Genomic DNA, 22,465 nt, shown 5'->3' with positions numbered 1-22,465 from the left:
TCCCCGAGCCATCCTGTGCGGCATGCAGAGATACCGGCCCGGTGAGTCGCAAGCGAAGGCTCTTTCGCTATGCCATTCCTCCCACAAACGGTTCGGTATCGCCCAGATTTACCCGATACAGGCGAACCGCCCCGAAACATCTCTTGCGGTGGCAACGCAATACGCTCTCGACCTGATCCAGATAGGCTCCTTCGAACGCTTTTCTTTCAAGCAATTCCCTGGCTGTGTAATAGCGATGCGCCCCGCAATCCCGGCATGCGATTTCAAGCCGCTCTTCCGGGGGCAGGTCATCAAGGCGCAGATCCGATTTCCAGTTCACCAGAAGTCCTCCGCCCTGGGTATCCGCGTATAGGATATCTTTCCGCCGGCATAACCGCCCGACGGGGGTCGCCAAAAACCCTGAGTGACGATGGTCGACGCGTAGCGCTTGTTCAAAGAATCTATAGCCGTTTGTATTTTCTCCCATTTTTGCCTCTTCAAATCGTCGTCGACCAACCAGTCGAGCTGACGCTCCGTAGCAGGCGTAAGGTCGGCAAGGGTGACGCCGACGCGAAATATCCTTGTTCCCGGATCAAGCACTGACCGCGCGCGACGCCAGAGCCGGTCGAGGGCCTCCAGACACGCATTGTCGTCGAAGGCATCATGCAAGGATGTCCCGTCCGAATAGCTTCCTTCCTGAATGGACATCCAGATCCATAACTGGCCGGCATACCAGTTATCCCGCCGCATTCGCCTTGCCGCCTTTACCAGCAAGAGACGGGCGCAATCATAGGCTTTCGGAAGAAGGCGGTGCGAAGGCGGCAAAACCCGCCCGTGTCCATACATCCTGCGTTTGGATGGCTGGGCCTGAATGTCATAGCCGTGAAGCGCGTACCAAAGACGCTCTCCATTTACGCTCCGCCAGAGCTTTCGCATTTGTTTCGGCTGGGTTTTCCACAAATCGGACATCGAGTAGATGCCTGCGCGGTTGAGGCGCGCCTGCATGCGCTTGCCGACACCGGAAAGGTCTTCGATCGGGCGCGCCAGCAATGGCGCCGGCATGTCGTCCGGATGCCAGATGGTCACGCCATCAGGCTTGTCCACCTTGCAGGCTATTTTTGCGAGTTGACGGTTTGCCGCCATGCCGATCGAGCAGGTAATGTGCTCTCCCACATGCTGACGGATTCTGGTTTTTATGCGGTCAGCCAGTGCAATGGGATCGGCGATATCCTTCGGGCTCAGCCGGCACGTCAGTTCATCGATCGACTTGATCGCATCGACAGGCAAAATGGCCGTTATTTCGCTGAGCAGGGTTGCATGGGCCCGCCGGTAGAGGTCGGGGCTTTGCGGTACGAGCACAAGATCGGGACAGGCCGCACGCGCTTCGTCGATCGGCATGACGTTTCCGAGCCCTGCCGCCTTGGCTTCCTTGGAACACGCTATGATGCAGGTGTTACGCGTCACCCCTTGCATGGGAATGATACCGACGGGCTTTCCCCGCAATGACGGTCTTGCCTGCTGTTCCACGCTGGCGAAAAAGCCGTCGAAGTCCAGGTAGAGGCGTTCTATGGTTTCGGGTTTGCGCATGAGCTGAATGGGTCAAATGGCCAGACCCGATTAGAACAAAACAGGAACACTTGAGTCAATCAGCTCCAGCGTGCGCGGCCGATCCGGACGAACGGGAAATTGATTCGCGGCAAGGGCGGCTTGGACCCGGGCACCCGCAACGCCCGAATCGAACCAACCGGCCCGCGGAATGAAGCGCGACCTGGCATACGTGACGATGTGAAAGGGTCTTCGCTCGGACGAATGCGAGCCGGAAGCTTCTTGCAGATAACGGCTCCCGCCGCACGCCGGAGCATCGCGCCGGAGATTTCCGGCGTCATTTCACATCTTGCAAGAAAGATGATGGTGCGGTCGAGAAGACTCGAACTTCCACGGGTTTTACCCCACAGCGACCTCAACGCTGCGCGTCTACCAATTCCGCCACGACCGCACGTCATGGAGGCGCGGGAGATAGCAACATCCCCGCACCTTGTGAAGGCCCTTGTGCAATCCTTTTTGCAGTGGCCTTTTGCAGTCGCCGTTACGCCGCTGCGAAGAATTCGTTGGAGTCGGCCGGCCCGGTAATGGACACGGCAATGCGATCGCCCTGGATGACGACGTCGCCACGGGCAATGGGATGATTGTTGGCCAGGATCCAGACCTGGTCGTCCTCACCCGAATCGAGGGGAATCACCGCGCCCCGGCCCATCCGCAGGAATTGCTGGATTGGCATCTTGGAACGGCCAAGCAGGACAGAGATTTCGACTTCGACACTGCCGATCTGCGACACGGCTTACTCCCGGGCTTGCGGATTTGAATCGCGAGCCCGATGTTTGGCCCATACGGTTTCCGCAGCGTTAAGATTTTTGCATATGACATCACAGCCGGTCGAATGGGCCGTTTCCGGGGGCTTTGTGCCCTACCCTGCCGCCGTCGACTTCATGGAGACGCGGGCCCGCGCCATTGCCGACGGCGAGGCGCCGGAACTCGTCTGGCTGCTGGAACACGCCCCGCTCTACACGGCCGGCACGAGCGCCAAACCCGAAGACCTGCTGATGCCGGACCGTTTCCCGGTCTACGAGACCGGGCGCGGCGGCGAATACACCTATCACGGACCCGGCCAACGCGTGGCCTACATCATGCTCGACCTCACCCGGCGCGGACGCGATGTGCGCAAATTCATCCAGGACCTGGAGCGCTGGCTGATCGGCAGTGCCGCCCAGTTCGGCGTCGAGGCCGGCCCGCGCGACGGCCGCGTCGGTGTCTGGGTCGACCGCGGCGGAGGCAAGGAAGACAAGATCGCCGCCATCGGCGTGCGCCTGCGGCGCTGGGTGTCCTTTCACGGCATCGCCTTCAATGTCGCGCCGGATCTCAGCCATTTCGGCGGTATCACGCCGTGCGGCATCGCCGATCCGCGCTATGGCGTGACCAGTCTCGCCGATCTCGGGCACGACGTCTCCATGGCGGATTTCGACGCCGCCCTGCACCTTGCCTTTACGGAGATTTTCGGTCCGGCGACGCGCACGGACGCGCCCCGGCTCGAGGGCTGATCAGCTCAGCGGCGCCGGAGGCTTGCGCATCTGGAAGAACCAGATGGCGAAGGCTGCAATGACCAGCCAGAATCCGATGAAGGAGGCTGGCTGGGACGCCTCTACGAGGCTTGGCAGATACTCGGGATCCTGCTCGATCGTCCGCGTAAATGCATCGAGAAACTCCTGATCATTCAGAGCTTCCTCCAACGCTGCCTGGTCTGCGGTATCGACCCCGTTCGCAGCTGCGAACTCGATTAGATCGAACATCATGCGGATCATCGCTCCAACAATCGCTCCGATAAACTTGCCGATCACCGCGATGCCCACCGGCAGCGCTGCCAGGCCGATATCGCGGCCTGCATGACGGCGGCGATTGGCGTGCAGGCTGAAGACGAAGAACCAGATCGCCAGCATCCCAACCAGACCCGGCGGCGTCCCGCCGATCGTGCTCATTCGCAGGAAGTCGAGCACGGCCAGCACGCCGATCCCGAGGAGATAGGCCGTGGTGGATGCCTTGTAGGCCGGAAGGAACAGGACCAGCGGGTTCATGGCGTCTCCTTGCCGGGCGCGACGCCCGTCTATTCGAACTCGATCAGCAATTCATCGGCCGCGACGGAAGCGCCGGCCTCGACATTGATGGACTTGATCGTGCCATCGGTCTCCGCGCGAAGCACGTTCTCCATTTTCATCGCCTCGACGATGATGAGCGGCTCGCCGGTCTTCACCTCCTGGCCTTCCTCGACCTCGACCATGACCACAAGGCCCGGCATCGGCGAGACGACCAGCTTGGCCATGTCCGGCTTTTCCTTCTCGGGCAGGATGGCGTGCAGTTCCGCCGAGCGCGGCGTGCAGACGAGCGCGGTCGCAGAGAAACCGCGATGGCGCAGCACATAGCCTTCCGTCCGGTCGGCGAATTCCAGCGCGACGGCCTCGCCATTGATAGCGGCCTCGAAGAGATAGCGTCCCGGACGCCAGGCCGTTTTCAGCTCCAGCGGCTCGGTCACCAGGGACGGCGCGCGCAGCGTGGCCGCACCGTCGCCATGCATCTCGATCTCGACCGGGATGCGGCGCTTGTCGAGCAGCACCACCCATTCGCGGCTGTCCGGCTCGTCCGCCGGGCGCAGGCGGCCCTCGGTCAGCGCGGCGCGGCGGATCAGCGTCTCGTGCACGAAGGCGGCGGCACAGCTCATGGCGACGAGCTGGTTCTCGCGCGGCGCCGTGCCCGCAAAGCCTTCGGGGAAATGTTCCGGGATATAGCCTGTGTGGATGCGTCCGGCCCGGAAGTCCGCCTCGTCCAGCACGGCGGACAGGAAGGGCGCATTCGATTGCAGGCCTTCCACATGCAGCCGGTCCAGCGCTGAGGCGAGCGTTTCGATGGCCGTCTCGCGATCCTTGCCGTAGCCGATCACCTTGGCGATCATCGGATCGTAGAAGAGCGAGATCTCGTCGCCCTCGCGAACGCCGCTGTCGATGCGCAGCGTGCCCTCGCCCAGCGGGCCTTCGGACGGCTCCAGGAAGCGCTTGAGACGGCCGATCGAGGGCAGGAAGCCGCGATACGGGTCCTCGGCATAGAGGCGTGCCTCGACGGCCCAGCCGTCGATGCCGACATCGGCCTGCTTGAGCTCGAGCGGCTTGCCGGCGGCCGAACGGATCATCTGCTCGACCAGGTCGAGACCGACGATGAGTTCGGTCACCGGATGCTCCACCTGGAGACGGGTATTCATCTCCAGGAAGTAGAAATTCCTGTCCTTGTCGACGATGAACTCGACCGTGCCCGCGCTGTCGTAATCGACGACTGCCGCAAGGGCGATCGCCTGGGCGCCCATGGCCTCGCGGGTCTTCTTGTCGAGGAAGGGCGACGGCGCCTCTTCGAGCACTTTCTGGTTCCGGCGCTGGACCGAGCATTCCCGCTCATTGAGGTGGACCACATTGCCGTGCTTGTCGCCGAGCACCTGGATCTCGATATGGCGCGGTTCCTCGACGAATTTCTCGATCAGGATGCGGTCGTCGCCGAAGGAGGACTTGGCCTCGTTGCGGGCGGCCGTGAAGCCTTCCTTCACCTCGGCATCCGATCGCGCGATGCGCATGCCCTTGCCGCCGCCGCCGGCCGAGGCCTTGAGCATGACCGGATAGCCGATCGCCTTGGCCGCCGCGAGCGCCGTGTCGGCATCGCTGATCTCGCCGTCGGCGCCGGGGATCGTCGACACGCCGGCCTTGGCGGCGAGCTGTTTGGAACGGATCTTGTCGCCCATCGCATCGATAGCGTTCACATTGGGGCCGATCCAGGCCACGCCCATCTCCTCGAGCGCCTTGGGGAAGGCCGCATTCTCGGACAGGAAGCCGAAACCGGGGTGCACGGCATCCGCGCCGGTCTCTTTGATCGCGTCGAGAATCTTGTCCAGCACCAGATAGCTCTCGCCCGGCGCCGGCGGGCCGATATGCACGGCCTCGTCCGCCATCTCCACCGCAAGACTGTCGGCATCCGCATCGGAGTAGACGGCCACCGTCGCGATCCCGAGGCGGCGGCAGGTCTTGATGACGCGGACGGCAATCTCGCCGCGATTGGCGATCAGAATCTTCTTGAACATGCTGGCCCCAAACCGGATGCAGGCGAACGCCCTGGATAGAGCCCAAGGGTTTAGCGTGGCTTGCCGTCCGGCGGCAAGCGGTCGGATCGGTCGGCTTCAGCGCTTTCCTGCGCCCGCTCCACCCAGTCCAGCTCAAGCGTCCGCAGACGACCGACGACCGAGACCAGGAAGGCCGTGGACCAGCCGATCATGAGAAACCCGGTGAAGCCTTCCATGGCGCCGACGAGCCGCCATTGTTCGCTCATCACGATCTCGCCATAGCCCAGCGTGGTGAAGGTCGAGATCGAGAAATAGAGGGCCGTCTCGAGGTTCGGGAATTCCCCGAGCGCCAGGAAGAGAAGCGCATGCGCCCAGATTTCCACCCCGTGCAGGACGAACAGCCCCAGCACGATGACCATTATGAAGGCGGCCTGACGCGCCACGCTGACCGGCGGACGGAAATGGTCGGGCCGCTTGCGGATGGCGGCGAGCAGCAGGCCGAGCCCCGTCATGTGGAAGGCCACGGTGACGACGGCCATGAGCGTGGAAATGACGAGCGTAGTGAACATGACGGCCCCCGGCTGGCATGGCGCGATAATTGGCCTAGTCTGCCCGCAAAGGGGAATCAATCAATGAGCAAGGCCATCTATCGCTACTCTTCCATCGCACGTCCGCTGGAGCCGCAATATCCGACCAACAAGGCGATGCTGATCCTGCTGCCGGCGATCGCACTGGCGCTGATCGGTCTTCACCGCCTCGGTTTCGGGGCCGGGTCCATGGAAGCGATCCAGGCCGGACTCAAAGGCATGTTCGCCGCCTTCCTCGTCTGGGCGCTTGGCCGCGAGGTCGATCCAGACCGCAATTCCACGGCCTTCATCGCGCTCGGCGCAACGCTGATCGCGCTGGCAGGGCAACTCGAACCCTCGCTCTGGACGCTGGCTTTCGCCCTCATGGCGGCCCGCATCGTCAACCGCACGGTCGGCCCGGCTGCGCGTCCCGTCGATATCGCCATCGTGGTCGGTCTCGCCGGGCTGGCGGTCTTCTATGACGGCTATGCGGCGATGGGCGCGATCGCGGCGCTGGCCATCGCCATCGACGTGATGTTCGACCGCAAACGCTCGCTCCACCTGATCGCGGCGCTGATCGCCCTCTCCTTCTCGGTCTGGCAGCTCGTCCAGGCGGAGGGAGATTTCCATGCTCTGCTGGTGGCGCCGGCCCTGGCCCTCGACCCCGTCCTCCAGGGCGGCTGGCTGGCGCTGAGCCTCGCCGGCGCCTTCCTCGTCATCACTTGCCCGGCTCCGCAATGCGGCTGCGACACGACCGGCGAACGCTTGTCGCACGGCCGCGTCAAGGCAGGCCTGCTCATCGTCTGGCTGATCGCGATGAGCGGCATTACGCGTGGCGAGGACGGCCTGACCGGCCTTCTGCCCGTCTGGACGACGATCGCCGGCACGGCGATCGCCCGCATGGTTTCGCTGCTGAGAGGGCCGAAAGCGGACGCCTAGCGCTCGTCCGGTCCGCGTGTGGCGATGAGACCGCCAATCCCGGGATCGCGCTGGAAATCATCGCTCTCGATCCAGCCCCAGCGGCAAGGACCGGCATAGGTCCGGCCGCCGGCGCCGCCCGATGCCGGCTCGCATTCATTGCGCGGCGAACCATAGACGACGCCCGTCCAGCTGACCGGCGCCTCGTTTTCCTCGGACGAATCCGGTTCCTCGGACGAATCCGGCTCGACCGTCTCGACCCGCACCTCGCAGGCCCAGGCCCGTTCGCCGGACCGGGCCGTGTCGAGCGGCGGATAGTCGGCACCGGGTCCGGTCCGGACCGCATAGATGGTCGGTTCTCGGGCGTCGGTTCCGGTAGTGCGGAAACGGCCGACTTCACAGGCCTCGCGAACGCGCACGGCGACCGGCCCGCCCGTGCGCAGCACGGGCTGGGCGATGGCCGCGGCCGACAGCGAAAAACGGCCCGTTTCCGGGCCGCCTGATGTCAGCACCGCCATGATCGCCGCCGTCAGCATGGCCCCGACAAGGCGGGCCATGGAGGCATTCCTGTTCGTCGTCTCTTCCACCGTTTCCTGTTCCAGATTGTCTGCCAGATAGTCTGACGGTATCGGGATCGTCCCGATATCGGCGTTTCGCATCGCGCTCGCAAGGGTCCGACGCCTGTTTATGAAGTAGCGCGGCAACAAGGTCACACCTGCAGGATGCACCCGTCACCGCGGCCGATGCGGGCGCACAACGCCGCCCCGCTTCCTTCCCGGCGCGATTTGCGCGAAAATAGACGATAGGAGGAGCATAGCATGGCACCGGAAAAAGCGCTCTCGGATTGCCTCAGCCGCGACGAGCTGCGCGCGCTGTCGCGGACGACGAACTGGCAGGGCGGCCTCATGCTCGCCGGCGACTTCGCCCTCCTCGCGATCGCTTTCGGCCTCGCCATCGTCTGGCCGAACATCCTGACCATTGCGCTGGCCATCCTGCTCATCGGCGGACGCCAGCTGGCCTTCGCCATCGTCATGCACGACTGCGCCCATAACGGCATGTTCCGCACGAAATGGCTGAACCGTTTCGTCGGCAACTGGATCGGCGGCGCTGCGGTCGACGTCCCGCTCGACCTCTATCGCGATTACCACCTCAACCATCACAAGCATGCCGGAACCGACAAGGATCCCGACCAGGTGCTGGTGAAGAACTATCCCGTCACGCGCGACAGCCTGCGCCGCAAATTCACCCGCGATCTGACCGGCCAGACCGGATACAAGGAAATCATCGCCAGCTGGACATCGCCGGACTGGCGCCGGAAGCTGCCCTTCCTCGTCTTCCAGGCCGTCCTGTTCGCGGCGCTCTGGCTGGCCGGCGCGCCCTGGGCCTTCGCGCTCTGGTGGGCGGCGCGCATCTTCATCTATCCGGCCATCATGCGCCTGCGGAATATCGGCGAGCACGGCGTTGCCGGCGACCGCTACGATCTCGAGCCGCGCCTCAATACGCACACCACCGTGCCCAGTCTTCTCGAGCGCCTGCTCGTGGCGCCGAACCGGGTCAGCTATCACCTCGAACACCACATGTTCGCGGCCGTGCCGCCCTATAACCTGCCCAAACTGCACGCCCTGCTGCGCGATCGCGGCTTTTACGACGGGCATGACTGCATCAGCCACGGCTATCGCGACGTGCTGAGCAAGGCCATCCGCCCCGCCTGACCCGCCCCACCCGTTACCGGAGCCTGCCATGCGTCCCCATCGTTTCGCCGGCGCCCTGTGCGCCGCTCTCGCTCTCGGCCTGACAGCGACGGCCTGCGCCGACCAGCCGGAACAGGCTGAAGCCGCGCTTCTTCACGGACGCGGCGACGGGCTGGTGCGCATGCCGAGCCCCTATTCGCCCGCTGAGACGCTCGACCGGCTGGAGGCCATCGTTGAAGCCCGCGGCGCCACCGTCTTCGCGCGCATCGACCATGCCGCCGCGGCTGCCTAGATCGGCGTGGACATGCCGCCGACCGAAGTGCTCATTTTCGGCAATCCCAATACCGGCACGCCTGTCATGCAGGCCGCCCCGGCCGCGGCCATCGACCTGCCGATCCGCATGCTCGCCTGGGAAGAGGACGGCATCAGCCGCCTCGCCTATACCGACCCGGCCGTCATCGGCGCCCGCTACGGCCTCTCCGCCGAAGACCCGGCCATGGTCCGCCTCGCCGGCGTTCTGGCCACGCTGACGGCGGGGGCAGTGGCGCAGGATTAGCGCCTGTCCGCAATACTCGAAGGGCGTTGCCCAGTCTTCACACTCAGGAGAGCGGTTTCAGCTCGCCGGAATGCGTATCGAACAGGTACCATTGCGACGATTCGTCATCGCTTGTTGCTCGGATGACCATCCGCGAGAGGGTTTGATCCCAATCCCACAAATCGACCCGGTCTCCGGGCAGCAAGGCTTCGACACGCGCCTGCAATGCTGCGAAATCCTCGTCGAAATAGGCGCGAACGATCTCCGGCTCTCGCCACTCGAGCCCGATAACGCGGCCGGTGCGCCAGTCGATAAGAAAACCACCAAACGCACTGTCTTCACCAGTCCAGCCGAGATCTGAGATTTCACCACTGGCAATGTCGATTTGCCGAACCACGATTTCGCCATCACGGTCACTGCCAGCAAATGGTATAGCCGTGCCGTCGGCGCGCAGGCCTGCAATCGGTTGCCGATGCACCGACCATTGAGTTGTGTGCTCATCCGGCTCCGGATCCGGATCCCAGAGCATGCCTGCTGACAGCGTGAAAATTTCACGCTCTCCCGAGGTGTAGAGAAAGACGCGATATCCTGAATCCTGGTAGCTGACTTCAAGCTCACCCTGACCGCTCACACCGGCAGGCATCTGATATTGAGGCCACCGGTCGCGGGCGGCTCGATCCTCCGGCAGTTCCAGCCAGTGAAGGTTTTCGTAGAGATTGAAAGTCAAGCCGTAGGAGCTCAGAGCGCCGGCATCATTGATAAGACCCTCACCGGACGGAGAGAGGTTATCGGCCGAAAGTCTGCTAAATCCTCCCAGCATCCGCCCTTCACGGATCAGGACCCGTTCACGGTCACCAGGCACGGGCAGCGCAAGGCGTTGAGCCGCAGGCCACTGCCCCAACTGCTCGCCGTCCGACGAAAGGATGATGGAACGCCGGAAATCCCCAGTCTCGCCGGACCGGATGATCCGCGCGGAACTCCACACATCCAGCAACAACGAGCTTTCATTCAACCAGGTTACATGGCCGAAACGCCGCTCTTCCTCGATAGCTCTGGGGCTTGCGCGGCCGCTGGCGATCCGAAAACGACGACTGAGTCCAAGTTCTTGCAGCGGGATGCGGGTCGCAGTGGCGTCTGCGGCATCTGTGCTCTCCAGAACGAGCGCCGGATCATCGCCACCCAGAACCATGGCCACGGATGCCCCGTCGTGGGAAATCGCCACTCCGGCTATCTCACGCCCCCCCTCCTGCGCCGCGCCACTCCCGGCGGCAACAGCACTGACCAGCAGACTTAGCAACACGACACGCATCCCCCTAACGCCCCCTAAAGCGGAATATTGTCGTGCTTCTTCCAGGGGTTCTCCGCCTTCTTGTTCTTCAGGGTGCGGAGGGCCTTGATGAGGCGGGCGCGGGTGTTGTGGGGCATGATGACGTCGTCGATATAGCCCCGGCCGGCGGCCACGAAGGGATTGGCGAAGCGGTCTTCGTATTCCTTCGCGTGGGCGGCCATTTTCTCTTCGTCGCCCAGATCCTTGCGGTGGATGATCTCGGCCGCGCCCTTGGCGCCCATCACGGCGATTTCGGCGGTCGGCCAGGCATAGTTCACATCGCCGCGCAGATGCTTGGAGCTCATCACGTCATAGGCACCGCCATAGGCCTTGCGCGTGATCACGGTGAGCTTCGGCACGGTCGCCTCGGCATAGGCGAAGAGCAGTTTGGCGCCGTGCTTGATGAGGCCGCCATATTCCTGCTTCGTGCCCGGCAGGAAGCCCGGCACGTCGACGAAGGTGACGAGCGGAATGTTGAAGGCGTCGCAGAAACGCACGAAACGGCCCGCCTTGCGGGAGGCTTCGCTGTCCAGAACGCCGGCGAGCGACATGGGCTGGTTGGCGACGAAACCGACGGGCTGACCGTCGAGGCGGCCGAAGCCGGTGACGATATTGGCGGCATAGTCCGGCGCGATCTCGAAGAAATCGCCCTCGTCCGCCACCTTCTCGATCAGCTCCTTGATGTCGTAGGGCTTGTTCGGATTGGACGGGACCAGCGTATCGAGGCTCGGCTCGACGCGGTCGACATCGTCGAAGCTGGGACGCTTGGGCGGAGTCTCTCGATTGGAGAGCGGCAGGAAGTCGATCAGGCGGCGCAACTGAACCAGGGCTTCCAGATCGTTTTCGAAGGCGCCATCGGCCACGCCGGACTTCTTGGCGTGGATGGAAGCGCCGCCGAGTTCCTCGTGGGTGACTTCCTCATTGGTGACCGTCTTCACCACGTCCGGGCCGGTCACATACATGTAGGAGGTATCCTTCACCATGAAGATGAAGTCGGTGATCGCCGGGGAATAGACGTCGCCGCCGGCGCAGGGGCCCATGATCATGGAAATCTGCGGGATGACGCCCGAGGCGAGCGTGTTCTGCAGGAAGATATCCGCATAACCGCCCAGCGAGGCGACGCCTTCCTGGATGCGCGCGCCGCCGGCATCGAAAATGCCGATCACCGGCGCGCCGTTCTGGATGGCGGCCTTCTGGACCTTGACGATCTTCTGGGCGTGGGTCTCGGAGAGCGACCCGCCGAAGACCGTGAAATCCTTGGAAAAGACATAGACCAGACGGCCATTGACCGTGCCGTGACCGGTGACGACGCCGTCGCCGGAGATCTTCTTCTCCGCCATGCCGAAATCGACGCAGCGATGTTCGACGAACATGTCCCATTCCTCGAAGGACCCGTCGTCGAGCAGCAGCTCGATCCGCTCGCGGGCGGAGAGCTTGCCCTTGGCGTGCTGGGCCTCGATGCGCTTTTCGCCGCCACCCATGCGGGCGCTGGCACGCTTGGCCTCGAGCTGCTCGATCACGTCTTTCATCGATCTGTCCTTCCCGGGAAGAGTCGTAGAGCTGGCCATAAAAGAGCCTCTACGCCGCCGCGGATCAAGTGAGACGACTGATACGGCGGCACCTGCCGGACAGGCACTCGGCGCAGGGCTTGCAGGCCTGTGTGGGAACAAGACGTTACGGGGTTTATCGAATGGGTCATCCGTCGACATCGTCGGAACTGGTGCGGGCAGACGCCCTGACACCCTCCCAGTGCGAGGCATGGCAGGCGTTTCGCGCCGCCCGGCCGGAATTCGCCGCGCCCTATTTCGCGCTCGAATTCACCCGCGCCATGGCGGCCGTGCGCCCCGACACCTGGGTTCTGAGCCTGACCCGGAATGGTACGCAGGCCGGCTTTCTGCCGCTGCAATTGTCCCGTTCCGGCGTCGCCCGCCCGATCGGCGGTCCGCTCGGCGACCACCACGCGATCATTGCCGAAGACGCCTCGCTCGACCTGCGCAGCGCGCTAGGCCAGGCCGGGATCGGTCTGTTCGCCTTCCATGGCGGCCTCGCTGGCGATCCGGCGCTGGCCTCTAGTGCCACAAGCAAGCCGACGCCGTCCTGGGTTTCCGACCTGTCGAACGGCTATGACGCCCTCATCGAGGACTGCCGCAAGGCCGACGCCAAGGCGATGCGCAATATCCGCGCCCGCCAGCGCAAGCTGGACGCGCTCGACGCGACAGTGGAAATCCGCATCGACGACCGCCGCCCGGAAGCCCTCGCCGCGCTCATCGAGAGCAAGCGCGAACAATACCGCCGGACCCGGGCGCTCGACGTCTTCGCCGCCCGCTGGACCGGCCGCCTGATCGAGGACCTGTTCGAGCGGCGCGAGCCCGGTCTCGCCGGCGTGCTCTCGACGTTGGAGATCGACGGCCAGCTCGCCGCGGCGCATTTCGGCATGCGTTCGGAAAGCGTCCTGCACTACTGGTTCCCGGTCTACTGGCCGGACTACGCGCATCTCGGCCCGGGCCTGACGCTCTACATGGAACTCGCCCGCCAGCTGAGCGAAGACGGGATCACGCAGATCCATCTCGGCCCCGGCGAGTACGATTTCAAGAAACGGCTTTCGAATGCGTCCTTCGACGTGATCACCGGACAGGTCAGTCACCCCTCCCTCGCCTCGGCGATCGTGGCGACCGGCCAGCTGGTCGACCGCACGGCGCAATCCCTGCCGCTGGGCCGTTTCTCGGAATGGCCGGGCAAGGCCTTCCGCCGGTTCGACAAATGGGCTGCGGTCCACGCTTTCTAGGAAAGGAATGCTGCCATGATGGGATTTCTCTCTCCGGACGGTAAAATCGGTGCGCCGCTTCAGGCCGCCGCCTTCCTCGTCGCCATGTATCTCGCGGTCTTCCTCGGTCTGGCCATGGTGATCCGGACCGTTCGGCGCCGGGGCTTTGTCGCAGCCATCCTCGAAATGCTGCGACCGCCGGTCCTTATCCTGATCGCATTGGTCGACCTGGCAGCCCTCAATCTCGTCCACCACGCCCATACGCCTCTGGAGGGCGTTTTCCGTCCGGAAGTCGGTGATGGCGGGCTGGTGGAAAATCTGACGATCACGGCCATGCTCATCCTGCCCGCGGCCTTTCTGGCCCGACTCGCCGGCCTGTGGCCCCGAAAGGCGGTCGGTCCGGTGGTCATGGGTATTGCCAGTCTCGCCCTGGTTTTCGCCTTCGGCGAGGAAGTCAGCTGGGGTCAGCACTGGTTCGGCATCACGCCGCCACCGGCCATCGCGGAGACCAATCTCCAGGCCGAGATCAATCTGCACAACTACATCACGCCTTCGACCATGGAGGCGCTCTACTTCGCCGTCGCCGTCATCCTCTTTGCGCTGGCCGTCACCCTTCCCATGCTGATGCGGGCGACGGGCGGGTCGAACCTGCTTGGACTTCAGGTCCTGCTGCTCTTCTGCGCCGTACTGATGAGCCACCACATCTTCCAGGAACTCGCCGAGCTCGCCGTCATCGTGACCGGTGTCGTGATCTGGGCGCGAATAGAGGCCGGTCAGCTGGAGATGCGCCCGGTCTGGGCGCAACGCGCCCTGGCGATGTAAAACCGTCAGCGCGCACCGGACCAGGCAAGCGCTTCGGCCTCCAGCATGTTCACCAGCCCGGCCTTCGCCGACTGGTAATCCGGCCCGGCCAGCCCCCGACCGCTCGCCAGCTCGACCTTGAGGTCGGAATAGCGCCGGGCCTTGTCCGGATGAGCCCGCAGGAAATCGCGAAACGCGAGATGCCGTTCGATCGCGCCGGAACCGCGCTGATAGACATGGACGTGATGCGTTCGAACGCCATTTGCGTCGCACTTGCGAAAATAGCGGCGCCCGGCGAGCCCGTACTCGCCTTTCGCCTCGTAGCCGATCGCGGCCAGGGCAGTTGTGCGGCGATCGACCCGGGCCAGATCGCTTGCGACGACAAGAATATCGATGATCGGCTTTGCGACGATATCCGCGATGGACGTACTGCCGATATGCTCGATCCTGTCAGCTATCTCGCCGAGCGCGGTTTGCAGACGCCCGGATTCGCGCAGGTACATGTCCGCCCACACCGGATTGTGGGGCGTCAGTCGAACAGGTTCTGACCGTTTCATGCTCGTTACTGGAACGGGTTCAGCTTTTTGAGGAAATACTGCAGACCGCCCCGGTTTTCCTTGCGGTCGAGCTCTTCCTGGGAGGTCAGGAAGGTGGTCTGCACCACATAGCGCTCGCCTTCGAAGGGCAGATGGCCATGCCAGGAATTATCGGCACGCAGGAAGGCAAAGACATAGCCTTCCAGCGGCGGCACTTCCTCGGTGAAGTCCTCGAAATCCTTCGGCCCGTTGAGCACGCGGATACAACCGGCACCCGTACCGTCCCACTCGGCATTGAGATAGGTCAGCATGGTCAGGATTTTCGACTTGCTGTCATTGTGGATGGGCCCGTCGGAGAGCTGCGACAGGCGGCGCACTGTGATCATGCGCGGCTTGTCGGTGAAATCGACGCCGAACTTGTCGGTCAGGAGCTGTGCCAGCTCGGGCGAGTTCAAATCGTCCATCAGACGCTGGAAATCGCCATGGGCCTCCAGCTTGGAGAGCGGCAGATAACCCGGCTTGTTGATCTGCGGGTAGTCCTTGCGCACCGATGCCGCCTCGTCAGACGAGAGCACGCCTTCGGCGACGAAATAATTATAGGGCGAGGTGCGCACATTGGCGGAGGCCAGCGCCCCGAAATCGATCATGCCGCCCGGGCCGGTCTTGCCGCTCAGGTCCATGGTCACGGTTTCAGCCATCAACTCCACTCCCCACAGAAACCCGGCACACTAGCGCGCCGGGAGCCAGCATCAAGCGTCGCTGCCCGCGTCCAAAGCGCGCAGGAGCGCGTCCACGGCGAGAAGCTCGGTCTTGAGCAGAGCCAGCCGCTCCGCCGCTTCGCTGTCCTCACCCCATTGAGAGGCCTGGAAATGCTCGTCGATGGTCGACAATGCAAACGCCTGGCCGCCGTCGATTTCGGCCTCGAGCAGGGCCAGGCCGAGAATGGCCGAGCCGCAAACCGCCGTCGCATGCGCCGTCGCCGTCATGCGCCAGGTGTCCAGATCAGCCACTCGGGCATGAACCGCCTGCAGCGCCATCGGGTCCTGCTGGACCGGAAGAACGCCGGTTGCCGGCGCGAAGTGGGCGCCAAGCTCCGTCTCGGCCCATTTGAGGAGCGGATCCCAGGCCGCCGCCTGTGCGGCGACGAGGTCCGCCGGTTCGGGCGCCCGGAAGCAGAGCAGGTCCGTAGACGCGTATTTGACGATTTCCGCTGCCGTATCCTCAAGCGCCAGAGGCATGCGGTCCAGCGCGACGAAACCGATGCGCGTCGTCGGCATGGTCGGCGCATCGATCCGCTCGCCCTGGCTGGCCCATTCCTCGGCGATCAGCTCGGCCAGCGCCTTCGTCGGTGCGGTCAGCGGCGTCTTGGCAGGCGTCCGAACGGGCCGGCCGTCCAGGCGCACGGCCCAGCTTTCGCCTTCCGGCTCGACCGCCACCGTTTCGTAGAAGCGCTTGGGACGCGGATCTTCCGTCTTGGGGAGCCGTACACCCGGCTTGGTCTCGTATTTCTCGGTCATGCCGCTCTCAATCAGCTTTGCAGCCGATAGAGATAGAAATGACGCTCTACAGCCGCTCGCTGGGCGATATAGCGATCCGCAGCGCCCGGTTCATCCTCTGCCAGCAGTACAAAGTGCCGGCAGCCGGCCGCACGGGACACATCCGAGACCGGCCGCATCGCCGCCTCGAAGGCCGCCGGGCTCATCGGCCCGGCCGGAAGGGACAGGCCGAGAGCCGGCACATCCCCGGTCGACCGAACCGTCTCCGGCATGGAATAGACCGGTTCGGTGGACAGGACACGAATGCCAGCGTCGCTCAGCTCGGCGCGGAAGAGATAGGCCGGAACCATTCGCCCGCCGCGATTCTCCACCGGTAGACAGGCCGGCATGTCCAGCGACGTGCGCGCCGCCCCATCCGTCTGTCCGCCGCGCGCTTCGATAAGACCGCCGAGACGGTCGAGTTCGGCCTCGATCCCGGCCAGACGCGCATCCAGCCCTTCTCCCGGCTCCGGGCGCGTGATCGAGACTATGTCCCGCTGCTCCCGCAGGACGCGGTATTGCTGCTCGAGATCGGTGAGGCGCAGATCCATCGCCTCCACCGCGGCTTGCTCGGCGATCCCAAGCCAGTCGAGAAGGCGACTGCGCGATTGCGGGACCGCGAACGCGGCTGACAACCCCAGAACCAGAACCAGCGCCAGACAGCCTGCGACGATGCACAGTTTGCAGCCCCCGTCGCCTTCGGCTTCAACCCTATCTGCCTTCTTGGGAAAAATGATATCGAGCAGCGCCCTGACGAGTTTGTCGGGCTGGCGGTGCGGCCCTCCCAGGGAGAGCGGCCTGAAACTGGAAAACTCAAGCGCCTCGCCGCTCGGTCTCGGCCGTTGCTCTCTGCCGATGACGAAAAATGTGTGTAAAGGCGCATCGGCAAAGGCCTGCTGCACCCCCGGCGCCATCTCGATCAGGGATGCCGGCGCAATATTCGCCGTCTTGTAGAAAACGATGGCCTCGCAGGTATGAGGCCGTTCCCGGCAATTACCGTAAGTCCCCCGCGCCTCTTTCTCCGCGCCTTCATCAATCAGGACGGGACCATTTCCAAGCCAGCCGCGACGGCTATCCGGGTTGAATCCCTTTTCGCGTGCCTTGCGGCGCTTGCGCTCCCGGACTTTCCAGTACTCCCGGGCAATCCAGTATTCCAGAGAACCCCGCCAGGAAATGGCCAGAAAATCCTCATGGGGTGTCGCATCGACATCCCGGTTTTCCCAATATCCGTGACTAGCTTGCTGCACCGAGGCAAGGAACTGCGCACACAGATCATCGAACCCGTAAGTGCGCGGGCTTTCGCCTGTCTTGATCCCGATCTCCCCCACCAAGTTCATGGTTAACGAGTATTAACCCAAGGTAGATTCTGCAAGCCGGAATGAAATTATTCTGGCGAACTCAACCGATCCGGCGTTACGCCGCAGCGCCCTTCCCGAACGCGTCCAGCGCCGCGTTCAGCGCGTCGAAGTCGTGATGGATGGCATGTGCACCGCCCTCGGCGATCTCGTCCGGCGTATGGAAGCCCCAGCTGACGCCCAGCGTATGGACGCCGGCATTGCGGCCCATTTCCATGTCGAAACGCGTATCGCCGATCATGACCGCCTGGTGCACATCGGCTCCCGTCTCCTTCAGCGCATCGAGCACCATGCGGGGATGGGGCTTGCCCGGTCCGCCATCGACCGTCTGGAAGCTGTCGAAATAACGGTGCAGGCCGTGATGGTCGAAGACGATGTCGAGACCGCGGCGCGCCTTGCCCGTGGCGACGGCCAGCAGCCAGCCCTCATCGGCGAGACGCTCGACGGTCTCGCGGGCGCCCTGATAGAGCGGCTCCTCGAAACCCGGCTCGGCGCGCTGTTCGACGAAGGCTTCCTTGTAGAAATTGCCCAGCTGGGCGACGCGGTCGAGAGGATAGTCTTCCGGTGCGAGCCGGGCGATCGCCTCGCCGAGTTCCAGGCCCACAATGGTGCGCGTGCGGTCGTAATCGATCCCGCCCAGCCCGGCCCGCCGGAAGGCGCGGTCCATGGCCTTCTGGATTACCTGGCGGCTGTCCACCAGGGTTCCGTCGATATCCCAGATGGCGAGTTTGAGCTCTGTCGTCACGCGTGCACTCCTTCTTTCAGGCCGCGACATAGGCGGCTGACAGCGCCGTGGCAAGCGCGCGGACGGTCATGCTAGCCTTGCGCAAATGCCAGTCCGGAGTTCCCCATGACCGATACGCTCAGCGAGGCGGAGCGCGATGCGCTCGACGCCGCCGCCTTCCGCCGTCTCCTCTCGCACCTCGATGCCAACAAGGAGGTGCAGAATATCGACCTGATGATCCTGGCCGATTTCTGCCGCAACTGCCTCGGCGACTGGTGGATGGAAGCCGCGCAGGAACGCGGCCTCGACATCTCGAAGGACCAGGCCCGCGAACGCGTCTACGGCATGCCCTATTCGGAGTGGAAAGAGAAACACCAGAAGCCGGCGACGGACGAGCAGATGGCGGCCTTCAAGGCACGCCAGGCCGCGAAGGAAAAGACCTAGGCCAGGTCTTCCTCGATCAGCGCCTCGTCGATCTCCTTCTGGTCGAAGCCCAGCGTGTCGAAAATCTTTTTCGTGGCACGCGGCAGGTCGGCCGTAATGACCAGCGGCGCCCCCTTCTCCCGCGGGATTTCCAGGCGGCGCGCATGCAGGCAGAGGCGGCGGTCGAGATCTTCCGGCGCCGGACGGTCGCAGGTGTATTTGCGGTCGCCGAGAATGGCATGCCCCATGGCGGCGAGATGGACACGCAGCTGGTGCGTCCGCCCGGTGACGGGGCGCAGGGCAACCCAGCTGGCCTTCTGACCGGCCTCGGCCACCACGACATAGCGGGTCAGGGCATGGCTGGCGCCCGGCTCGCCATGGCGTGCCGCGACCATGACTTCACGCTCTGAATCGGCGCCGGCGCCGGCGGCCTTCTTCATGAAGCCCTTGATCTCGCCCATCTTGGGCTTCGGCACGCCGAGCGCGATCGCCCAATAGGTCTTCCTCGTCTTGTGCGCCTGAAACGCCTTGGCCAAGCGCGCCGTCGCCTTGGGCCCCTTGCCCACGACGAGAACGCCGGACGTGTCCTTGTCGAGACGGTGTACGAGACGCGGGCGGTCGAGCCCTGTCCCGAAGGCGTCGAGCAGGCCGTCGATATGCCGCGTCGTCTTGGAACCGCCCTGAACGGCCAGGCCGGCCGGCTTGTTGAAGGCGATCAGTTCGTCGTCCTCATAGATCACCAGCGACCGGATGAAGGTCTCATCCTCCTCCGACAGTCGCGAATGCGCCGGCTTCTCGCCGGGCTCCGGCATCGGGGGAACACGGACCTCCTGCCCTGCGGAGACGCGGCTATCCCCTTTTACCCGACCGCCATCGACGCGGATCTGGCCCTTGCGGCAGAGCTTCTGGATCATGCCCTGGGGCACATGCGGAAAGCGCCGCTTGAACCAGCGATCGACGCGCGAACCGTCCTCGGACGCCTCCACTTTGAGTGTCTGGACACCGCTCACGGGAAAGCCTTTCGCATGATCATCATGCCGATCATCAACGCCCCGACCGACAGCACGACCGAAGCGGTCGCATAGAGGAATGCGTTCGCCCAGGCCTTGCGCTCAATCATCAGGCCGACCTCCAGGGAGAAAGCCGAAAACGTCGTGAAGCCGCCAAGAAATCCCACGGCTCCGAAAACACGCATAAGATGATGGTCCCCGCGATCGGTCATGACGAGCCAGCCGATCAGCAGCCCCATGAGGAGGCCGCCGACGATATTGACGCCGAACGTGCCCCAGGGATAGTCCGGGCCGAACCAGCGCAGGGCAGCCTTGCCGGCCAGGTGGCGGGATATCGCGCCGAGCGCGCCGCCCGCGCCTATGAGGACGAGATTGGTCATGGCGGCTCGATAGGATGGCACGGCCCTTTAGGCAAGCCGCCGGGGCCGTCGCGGCCGCATGTTAACTTTCCCTAATTTTCATACGTAAAATTCATCTGCATGCATTTTTGCAAGTCCGGTCTGGTGTAATGTCAATTGTGCGACGCGCCTAAGTCCTTATTTACCAAGGTGCGAACCGGGAGGGCCCGGCTCGCCAAGACAAAAGGATTTAGTCAGATGAACCGCATTTCCACGACCCTGTCGGCGGTGATCAATCTTACCTTCGTGGCCGTTGTGTTTGGGGCCATGTCGATCGCGCTCGGTAGCGCCCTCGCCTGATCCCATCCCTTCGATCCGGGTGACGGACAAGCGGCCCGCCTCACAGCCGCCCCGTCACTGATCACCCCCCACACGAAAGCGGGAGCCGCCCCCAACGGCTCCCGCTTTTGTTTTGGGCGTTTGCGCGCTAGGGATGTGGACATGAAGGCATTGAAGCATCTGTTTGATCCCGCAAGCCGCCAGTTTGCGTGGACCCCGGTAGGCCGAGCAGGACCGCTACCCGCTGATAAGCGCATCAAGACTGACCCGGAAATCTACGAGGATTTCAAGTGGCTGCTTTTCATTCTCTCTCCTTTGGGGCTTCTGGGCATCATCAATGAGCGCTGGCTGAGAACCGTATTTACTGCGGTCTATGACATGCTGGCTGTGATCCTGAGCGGCACCTGGATCGGTCTGATCGCCGTATTCTCGACCTACCTCGCCCTTCGCATTTACGGCTACGCCATGTGGACGATCCGGCGGCTGCACGATCTGGATCACCCCGCCTGGCGAGCCTGGCCCGTTCTGACCTATCAGATTGTCCTTGTCGCACCGCCTGTCGCGGGCATCGTTATCGCCCTGTCTAATCCCGAGTTGGACCTAGTGTCCGCCATCACGGTCGGTGGCGGTATCGGCTTCATCTTGTTGAGCGGGCCCATTTACATCGCGTTCTGGCGCCCCTTCCTTGCAGACTGGTGCCGCGATGTAATCGACCAGCCGGGCCAGCCGCACGACAACCGGTATGGTCCACCGCCACGCACCTGCAGCGCCATCGCATGAGCGGCTTTCCCGCCTAGACGGTATTGCTAGACTGACCAATCGTCGACAACAGGTTCGCCATGCTTCTTTCCCTCGCTATCAGCCTCGCCCTCCTGCAGCAGGAGCAACCGGCAGCAGCCCCCGCTGATCCGAATCCACAAACCCTGGACGCACAGGTGTCGCCCACAGACGAAACGGCGGAAGCCCTCCTCCCCGAACCGTCAGCAACCGACGCCCCGCCCCTGATCGCGCAGATCGAAGCCCGGCTCGAACGCGAGAGCGACATCATCGCAGAACTGGCGGCTCGCAAGGCCCGAGAGCGTCATCTGACCTCGGTGCTTCTCCCGGTCATCACGCGCACCGATCTGGATGAAGGAGCCCAGGGCGAAATCCTGCAGGCCGTGCAGCCCCGTATCAGCGAACTCGAAGCCACGAATTCCGATTGGGCGGCCGCACAGCTGGACCCGGATGGGTTCGCAGCGCTCTACACCGGCAATCCCGAGCTGGGCGAGGAATTGATCCGACTGGCCGGACGAAACGAAAGCCATCGCGGCCGCATTATCGCAGCCCTCGAACCCGTCGCTCTCGCTGGTGCCTATGACGGCGCGGAATTCGCCGAGATGGCCGACGCATTCGCAGTCACCGAAAGCCGGCCGCAGCCCTACGGCACCCAGCTAACCTGCGTGGACGGCATGACCGAACGCTGGCCGCTGGCCAATCCGGACGCCACGGACGAAGCCCGGAACGCAATCGGGCTCGACCCGCTTGTGCCGGTCGAGCCCGAAGCTTGCGAAACGGACGACTAGGCCGGACTAGTCAGCCCTCGCCCGCAGGCTCATCCACAACATCAGAACGACCGACAGGATCGCGCCGAGCGCGGCAATGCCGAGGACAGGCCCGAGCGTCGCTTCCGAGCCCATATCGCCGTACAGCATGTAGAGCGAGACGATCATCACCAGCGCCGCAGCGTGATGGATGCCGACCTGGATCCAGGCAAGCAGCCCGGTGGTCAGGCCGAAGGTCTTGTAGACCAGCGAGAAGACGATCGGCAGAACGCCGCCCAGAAGCATGATATGGGCGTGGGTCGGCATCTGCCCGTGATCGCCGGAACGGCCCATATGCTCGCCGAGCAGCATACCCACGATCAGCCAGGACAGCCCCAGCAGAAGATGAACGCGATAAGGTTTCATTGAAGTCCCCCCAGAGTTGAATGGCGGGAAT

27 protein-coding genes and 1 tRNA gene are annotated in these 22,465 nt (G+C 63.8%); 10 read left to right on the top strand and 18 right to left on the bottom strand.

The features are described from left to right. Positions 1-67 precede the first annotated feature (67 nt). The 4 genes from AC13HB_RS02975 to AC13HB_RS02960 all read right to left on the bottom strand — a co-directional run bounded on the left by AC13HB_RS02975 (position 68) and on the right by AC13HB_RS02960 (position 2,314). Positions 68-319, bottom strand: a complete 252-nt coding sequence (locus tag AC13HB_RS02975) for a hypothetical protein (RefSeq protein WP_482948232.1) — start codon at positions 317-319, stop codon at positions 68-70. Continuing rightward, on the bottom strand, positions 316-1,566 hold the full coding sequence (locus AC13HB_RS02970) for a Y-family DNA polymerase (RefSeq protein ID WP_482948231.1): 1,251 nt from the start codon (positions 1,564-1,566) through the stop codon (positions 316-318). Before AC13HB_RS02970 ends, AC13HB_RS02975 begins: the two co-directional genes overlap by 4 nt. Positions 1,567-1,888: 322 nt before the next feature. Continuing rightward, a tRNA-Leu gene (locus tag AC13HB_RS02965) sits at positions 1,889-1,975 on the bottom strand. 90 nt (positions 1,976-2,065) lie between these two features. Then, the gene (locus tag AC13HB_RS02960) at positions 2,066-2,314 is read right to left on the bottom strand and encodes a FliM/FliN family flagellar motor switch protein (RefSeq protein ID WP_482948230.1); all 249 of its coding nucleotides are present in this window, start codon (positions 2,312-2,314) and stop codon (positions 2,066-2,068) included. An 82-nt stretch (positions 2,315-2,396) separates the two neighbouring features. Between AC13HB_RS02960 and lipB the strand changes: the two genes are divergently transcribed. Further along, entirely contained in the window at positions 2,397-3,074 is a 678-nt protein-coding gene (gene lipB, locus AC13HB_RS02955) for a lipoyl(octanoyl) transferase LipB (RefSeq protein WP_482948229.1), read from the top strand. Here lipB and AC13HB_RS02950 read toward each other — a convergent pair whose 3' ends face one another. The 3 genes from AC13HB_RS02950 to AC13HB_RS02940 are packed head-to-tail and all read right to left on the bottom strand — an operon-like array spanning position 3,075 to position 6,192. Then, the gene (locus AC13HB_RS02950; protein ID WP_482948228.1) at positions 3,075-3,605 is read right to left on the bottom strand and encodes a hypothetical protein; all 531 of its coding nucleotides are present in this window, start codon (positions 3,603-3,605) and stop codon (positions 3,075-3,077) included. It abuts the gene before it with no gap. A gap of 29 nt (positions 3,606-3,634) precedes the next feature. Further along, complete coding sequence (locus tag AC13HB_RS02945; RefSeq protein WP_482948227.1) at positions 3,635-5,644, bottom strand: acetyl-CoA carboxylase biotin carboxylase subunit; 2,010 nt, start codon at positions 5,642-5,644, stop codon at positions 3,635-3,637. A 50-nt stretch (positions 5,645-5,694) separates the two neighbouring features. Further along, complete coding sequence (locus tag AC13HB_RS02940; protein ID WP_482948226.1) at positions 5,695-6,192, bottom strand: potassium channel family protein; 498 nt, start codon at positions 6,190-6,192, stop codon at positions 5,695-5,697. Positions 6,193-6,255: 63 nt separating this feature from the next. On the opposite strand from AC13HB_RS02940, the gene AC13HB_RS02935 reads away from it, so the two are divergent. Beyond that, a complete protein-coding gene (locus AC13HB_RS02935) occupies positions 6,256-7,128 on the top strand; it encodes a hypothetical protein (protein ID WP_482948225.1) in 873 nt (290 codons plus the stop codon). Here the strand turns inward: AC13HB_RS02935 and AC13HB_RS02930 are convergent. Continuing rightward, complete coding sequence (locus AC13HB_RS02930) at positions 7,125-7,766, bottom strand: hypothetical protein (protein WP_482948224.1); 642 nt, start codon at positions 7,764-7,766, stop codon at positions 7,125-7,127. The genes AC13HB_RS02935 and AC13HB_RS02930 overlap by 4 nt on opposite strands. Before the next feature lie 159 nt (positions 7,767-7,925). Between AC13HB_RS02930 and AC13HB_RS02925 the strand changes: the two genes are divergently transcribed. Genes AC13HB_RS02925 through AC13HB_RS02915 form a run of 3 tightly spaced genes read left to right on the top strand, consistent with a single transcriptional unit; the run spans position 7,926 to position 9,354 of the window. Next, positions 7,926-8,819, top strand: a complete 894-nt coding sequence (locus AC13HB_RS02925) for a fatty acid desaturase family protein (protein ID WP_482948223.1) — start codon at positions 7,926-7,928, stop codon at positions 8,817-8,819. 28 nt (positions 8,820-8,847) lie between these two features. Then, on the top strand, positions 8,848-9,090 hold the full coding sequence (locus AC13HB_RS02920; protein WP_482948222.1) for a hypothetical protein: 243 nt from the start codon (positions 8,848-8,850) through the stop codon (positions 9,088-9,090). A gap of 12 nt (positions 9,091-9,102) precedes the next feature. After that, on the top strand, positions 9,103-9,354 hold the full coding sequence (locus AC13HB_RS02915) for a DUF302 domain-containing protein (RefSeq protein WP_482948221.1): 252 nt from the start codon (positions 9,103-9,105) through the stop codon (positions 9,352-9,354). 43 nt (positions 9,355-9,397) lie between these two features. On the opposite strand, the gene AC13HB_RS02910 is transcribed toward AC13HB_RS02915, so the two are convergent. Both AC13HB_RS02910 and AC13HB_RS02905 read right to left on the bottom strand, forming a co-directional pair. Beyond that, positions 9,398-10,642: a hypothetical protein gene (locus tag AC13HB_RS02910; protein WP_482948220.1), complete on the bottom strand. Its 1,245-nt coding sequence runs from the start codon at positions 10,640-10,642 to the stop codon at positions 9,398-9,400. A gap of 14 nt (positions 10,643-10,656) precedes the next feature. Next, on the bottom strand, positions 10,657-12,189 hold the full coding sequence (locus tag AC13HB_RS02905; RefSeq protein ID WP_482948219.1) for an acyl-CoA carboxylase subunit beta: 1,533 nt from the start codon (positions 12,187-12,189) through the stop codon (positions 10,657-10,659). Positions 12,190-12,350: 161 nt separating this feature from the next. Between AC13HB_RS02905 and AC13HB_RS02900 the strand changes: the two genes are divergently transcribed. Beyond that, positions 12,351-13,445, top strand: a complete 1,095-nt coding sequence (locus AC13HB_RS02900; RefSeq protein ID WP_482948218.1) for a GNAT family N-acetyltransferase — start codon at positions 12,351-12,353, stop codon at positions 13,443-13,445. 15 nt (positions 13,446-13,460) lie between these two features. Continuing rightward, on the top strand, positions 13,461-14,246 hold the full coding sequence (locus tag AC13HB_RS02895; protein ID WP_482948217.1) for a hypothetical protein: 786 nt from the start codon (positions 13,461-13,463) through the stop codon (positions 14,244-14,246). Between the two features lie 5 nt (positions 14,247-14,251). On the opposite strand, the gene AC13HB_RS02890 is transcribed toward AC13HB_RS02895, so the two are convergent. From AC13HB_RS02890 to AC13HB_RS02870, 5 genes are all read right to left on the bottom strand, one after another. Next, complete coding sequence (locus AC13HB_RS02890; protein ID WP_482948216.1) at positions 14,252-14,782, bottom strand: GrpB family protein; 531 nt, start codon at positions 14,780-14,782, stop codon at positions 14,252-14,254. Between the two features lie 5 nt (positions 14,783-14,787). Then, the gene (locus tag AC13HB_RS02885; RefSeq protein WP_482948215.1) at positions 14,788-15,459 is read right to left on the bottom strand and encodes a 2OG-Fe(II) oxygenase family protein; all 672 of its coding nucleotides are present in this window, start codon (positions 15,457-15,459) and stop codon (positions 14,788-14,790) included. A gap of 51 nt (positions 15,460-15,510) precedes the next feature. Further along, the gene (locus tag AC13HB_RS02880; protein WP_482948214.1) at positions 15,511-16,278 is read right to left on the bottom strand and encodes an ATP12 family chaperone protein; all 768 of its coding nucleotides are present in this window, start codon (positions 16,276-16,278) and stop codon (positions 15,511-15,513) included. Positions 16,279-16,289: 11 nt separating this feature from the next. Beyond that, positions 16,290-17,633 carry a hypothetical protein gene (locus AC13HB_RS02875; protein WP_482948213.1) on the bottom strand — a complete coding sequence of 448 codons (1,344 nt, stop codon included), beginning with the start codon at positions 17,631-17,633 and terminating at the stop codon, positions 16,290-16,292. Positions 17,634-17,709: 76 nt separating this feature from the next. Continuing rightward, on the bottom strand, positions 17,710-18,396 hold the full coding sequence (locus AC13HB_RS02870; RefSeq protein ID WP_482948212.1) for an HAD-IA family hydrolase: 687 nt from the start codon (positions 18,394-18,396) through the stop codon (positions 17,710-17,712). A 105-nt stretch (positions 18,397-18,501) separates the two neighbouring features. On the opposite strand from AC13HB_RS02870, the gene AC13HB_RS02865 reads away from it, so the two are divergent. Then, positions 18,502-18,819, top strand: a complete 318-nt coding sequence (locus AC13HB_RS02865) for a DUF1244 domain-containing protein (protein ID WP_482948211.1) — start codon at positions 18,502-18,504, stop codon at positions 18,817-18,819. On the opposite strand, the gene AC13HB_RS02860 is transcribed toward AC13HB_RS02865, so the two are convergent. Both AC13HB_RS02860 and crcB read right to left on the bottom strand, forming a co-directional pair. Continuing rightward, positions 18,816-19,808: an RluA family pseudouridine synthase gene (locus AC13HB_RS02860; RefSeq protein ID WP_482948210.1), complete on the bottom strand. Its 993-nt coding sequence runs from the start codon at positions 19,806-19,808 to the stop codon at positions 18,816-18,818. The two genes, AC13HB_RS02865 and AC13HB_RS02860, sit on opposite strands and share 4 nt — an antisense overlap. After that, positions 19,805-20,188 carry a fluoride efflux transporter CrcB gene (gene crcB / locus AC13HB_RS02855; RefSeq protein WP_482948209.1) on the bottom strand — a complete coding sequence of 128 codons (384 nt, stop codon included), beginning with the start codon at positions 20,186-20,188 and terminating at the stop codon, positions 19,805-19,807. The genes AC13HB_RS02860 and crcB overlap by 4 nt, the downstream gene beginning before the upstream one ends. Before the next feature lie 459 nt (positions 20,189-20,647). On the opposite strand from crcB, the gene AC13HB_RS02850 reads away from it, so the two are divergent. Both AC13HB_RS02850 and AC13HB_RS02845 read left to right on the top strand, forming a co-directional pair. Continuing rightward, a complete protein-coding gene (locus AC13HB_RS02850; RefSeq protein ID WP_482948208.1) occupies positions 20,648-21,265 on the top strand; it encodes a DUF805 domain-containing protein in 618 nt (205 codons plus the stop codon). A gap of 155 nt (positions 21,266-21,420) precedes the next feature. Further along, positions 21,421-22,050 (top strand): hypothetical protein, encoded by a 630-nt coding sequence (locus AC13HB_RS02845; protein ID WP_482948207.1) that lies wholly within the window; start codon positions 21,421-21,423, stop codon positions 22,048-22,050. Between the two features lie 6 nt (positions 22,051-22,056). Here AC13HB_RS02845 and AC13HB_RS02840 read toward each other — a convergent pair whose 3' ends face one another. Then, positions 22,057-22,434: a TonB-dependent receptor gene (locus tag AC13HB_RS02840; protein ID WP_482948206.1), complete on the bottom strand. Its 378-nt coding sequence runs from the start codon at positions 22,432-22,434 to the stop codon at positions 22,057-22,059. Positions 22,435-22,465: the final 31 nt, after the last annotated feature.

It is taken from the genome of Maricaulis sp. B-26, assembly GCF_056857855.1.
Note: the sequence above shows the minus strand (reverse complement) of the source record. Positions and strands in the feature narration are given on the sequence as shown.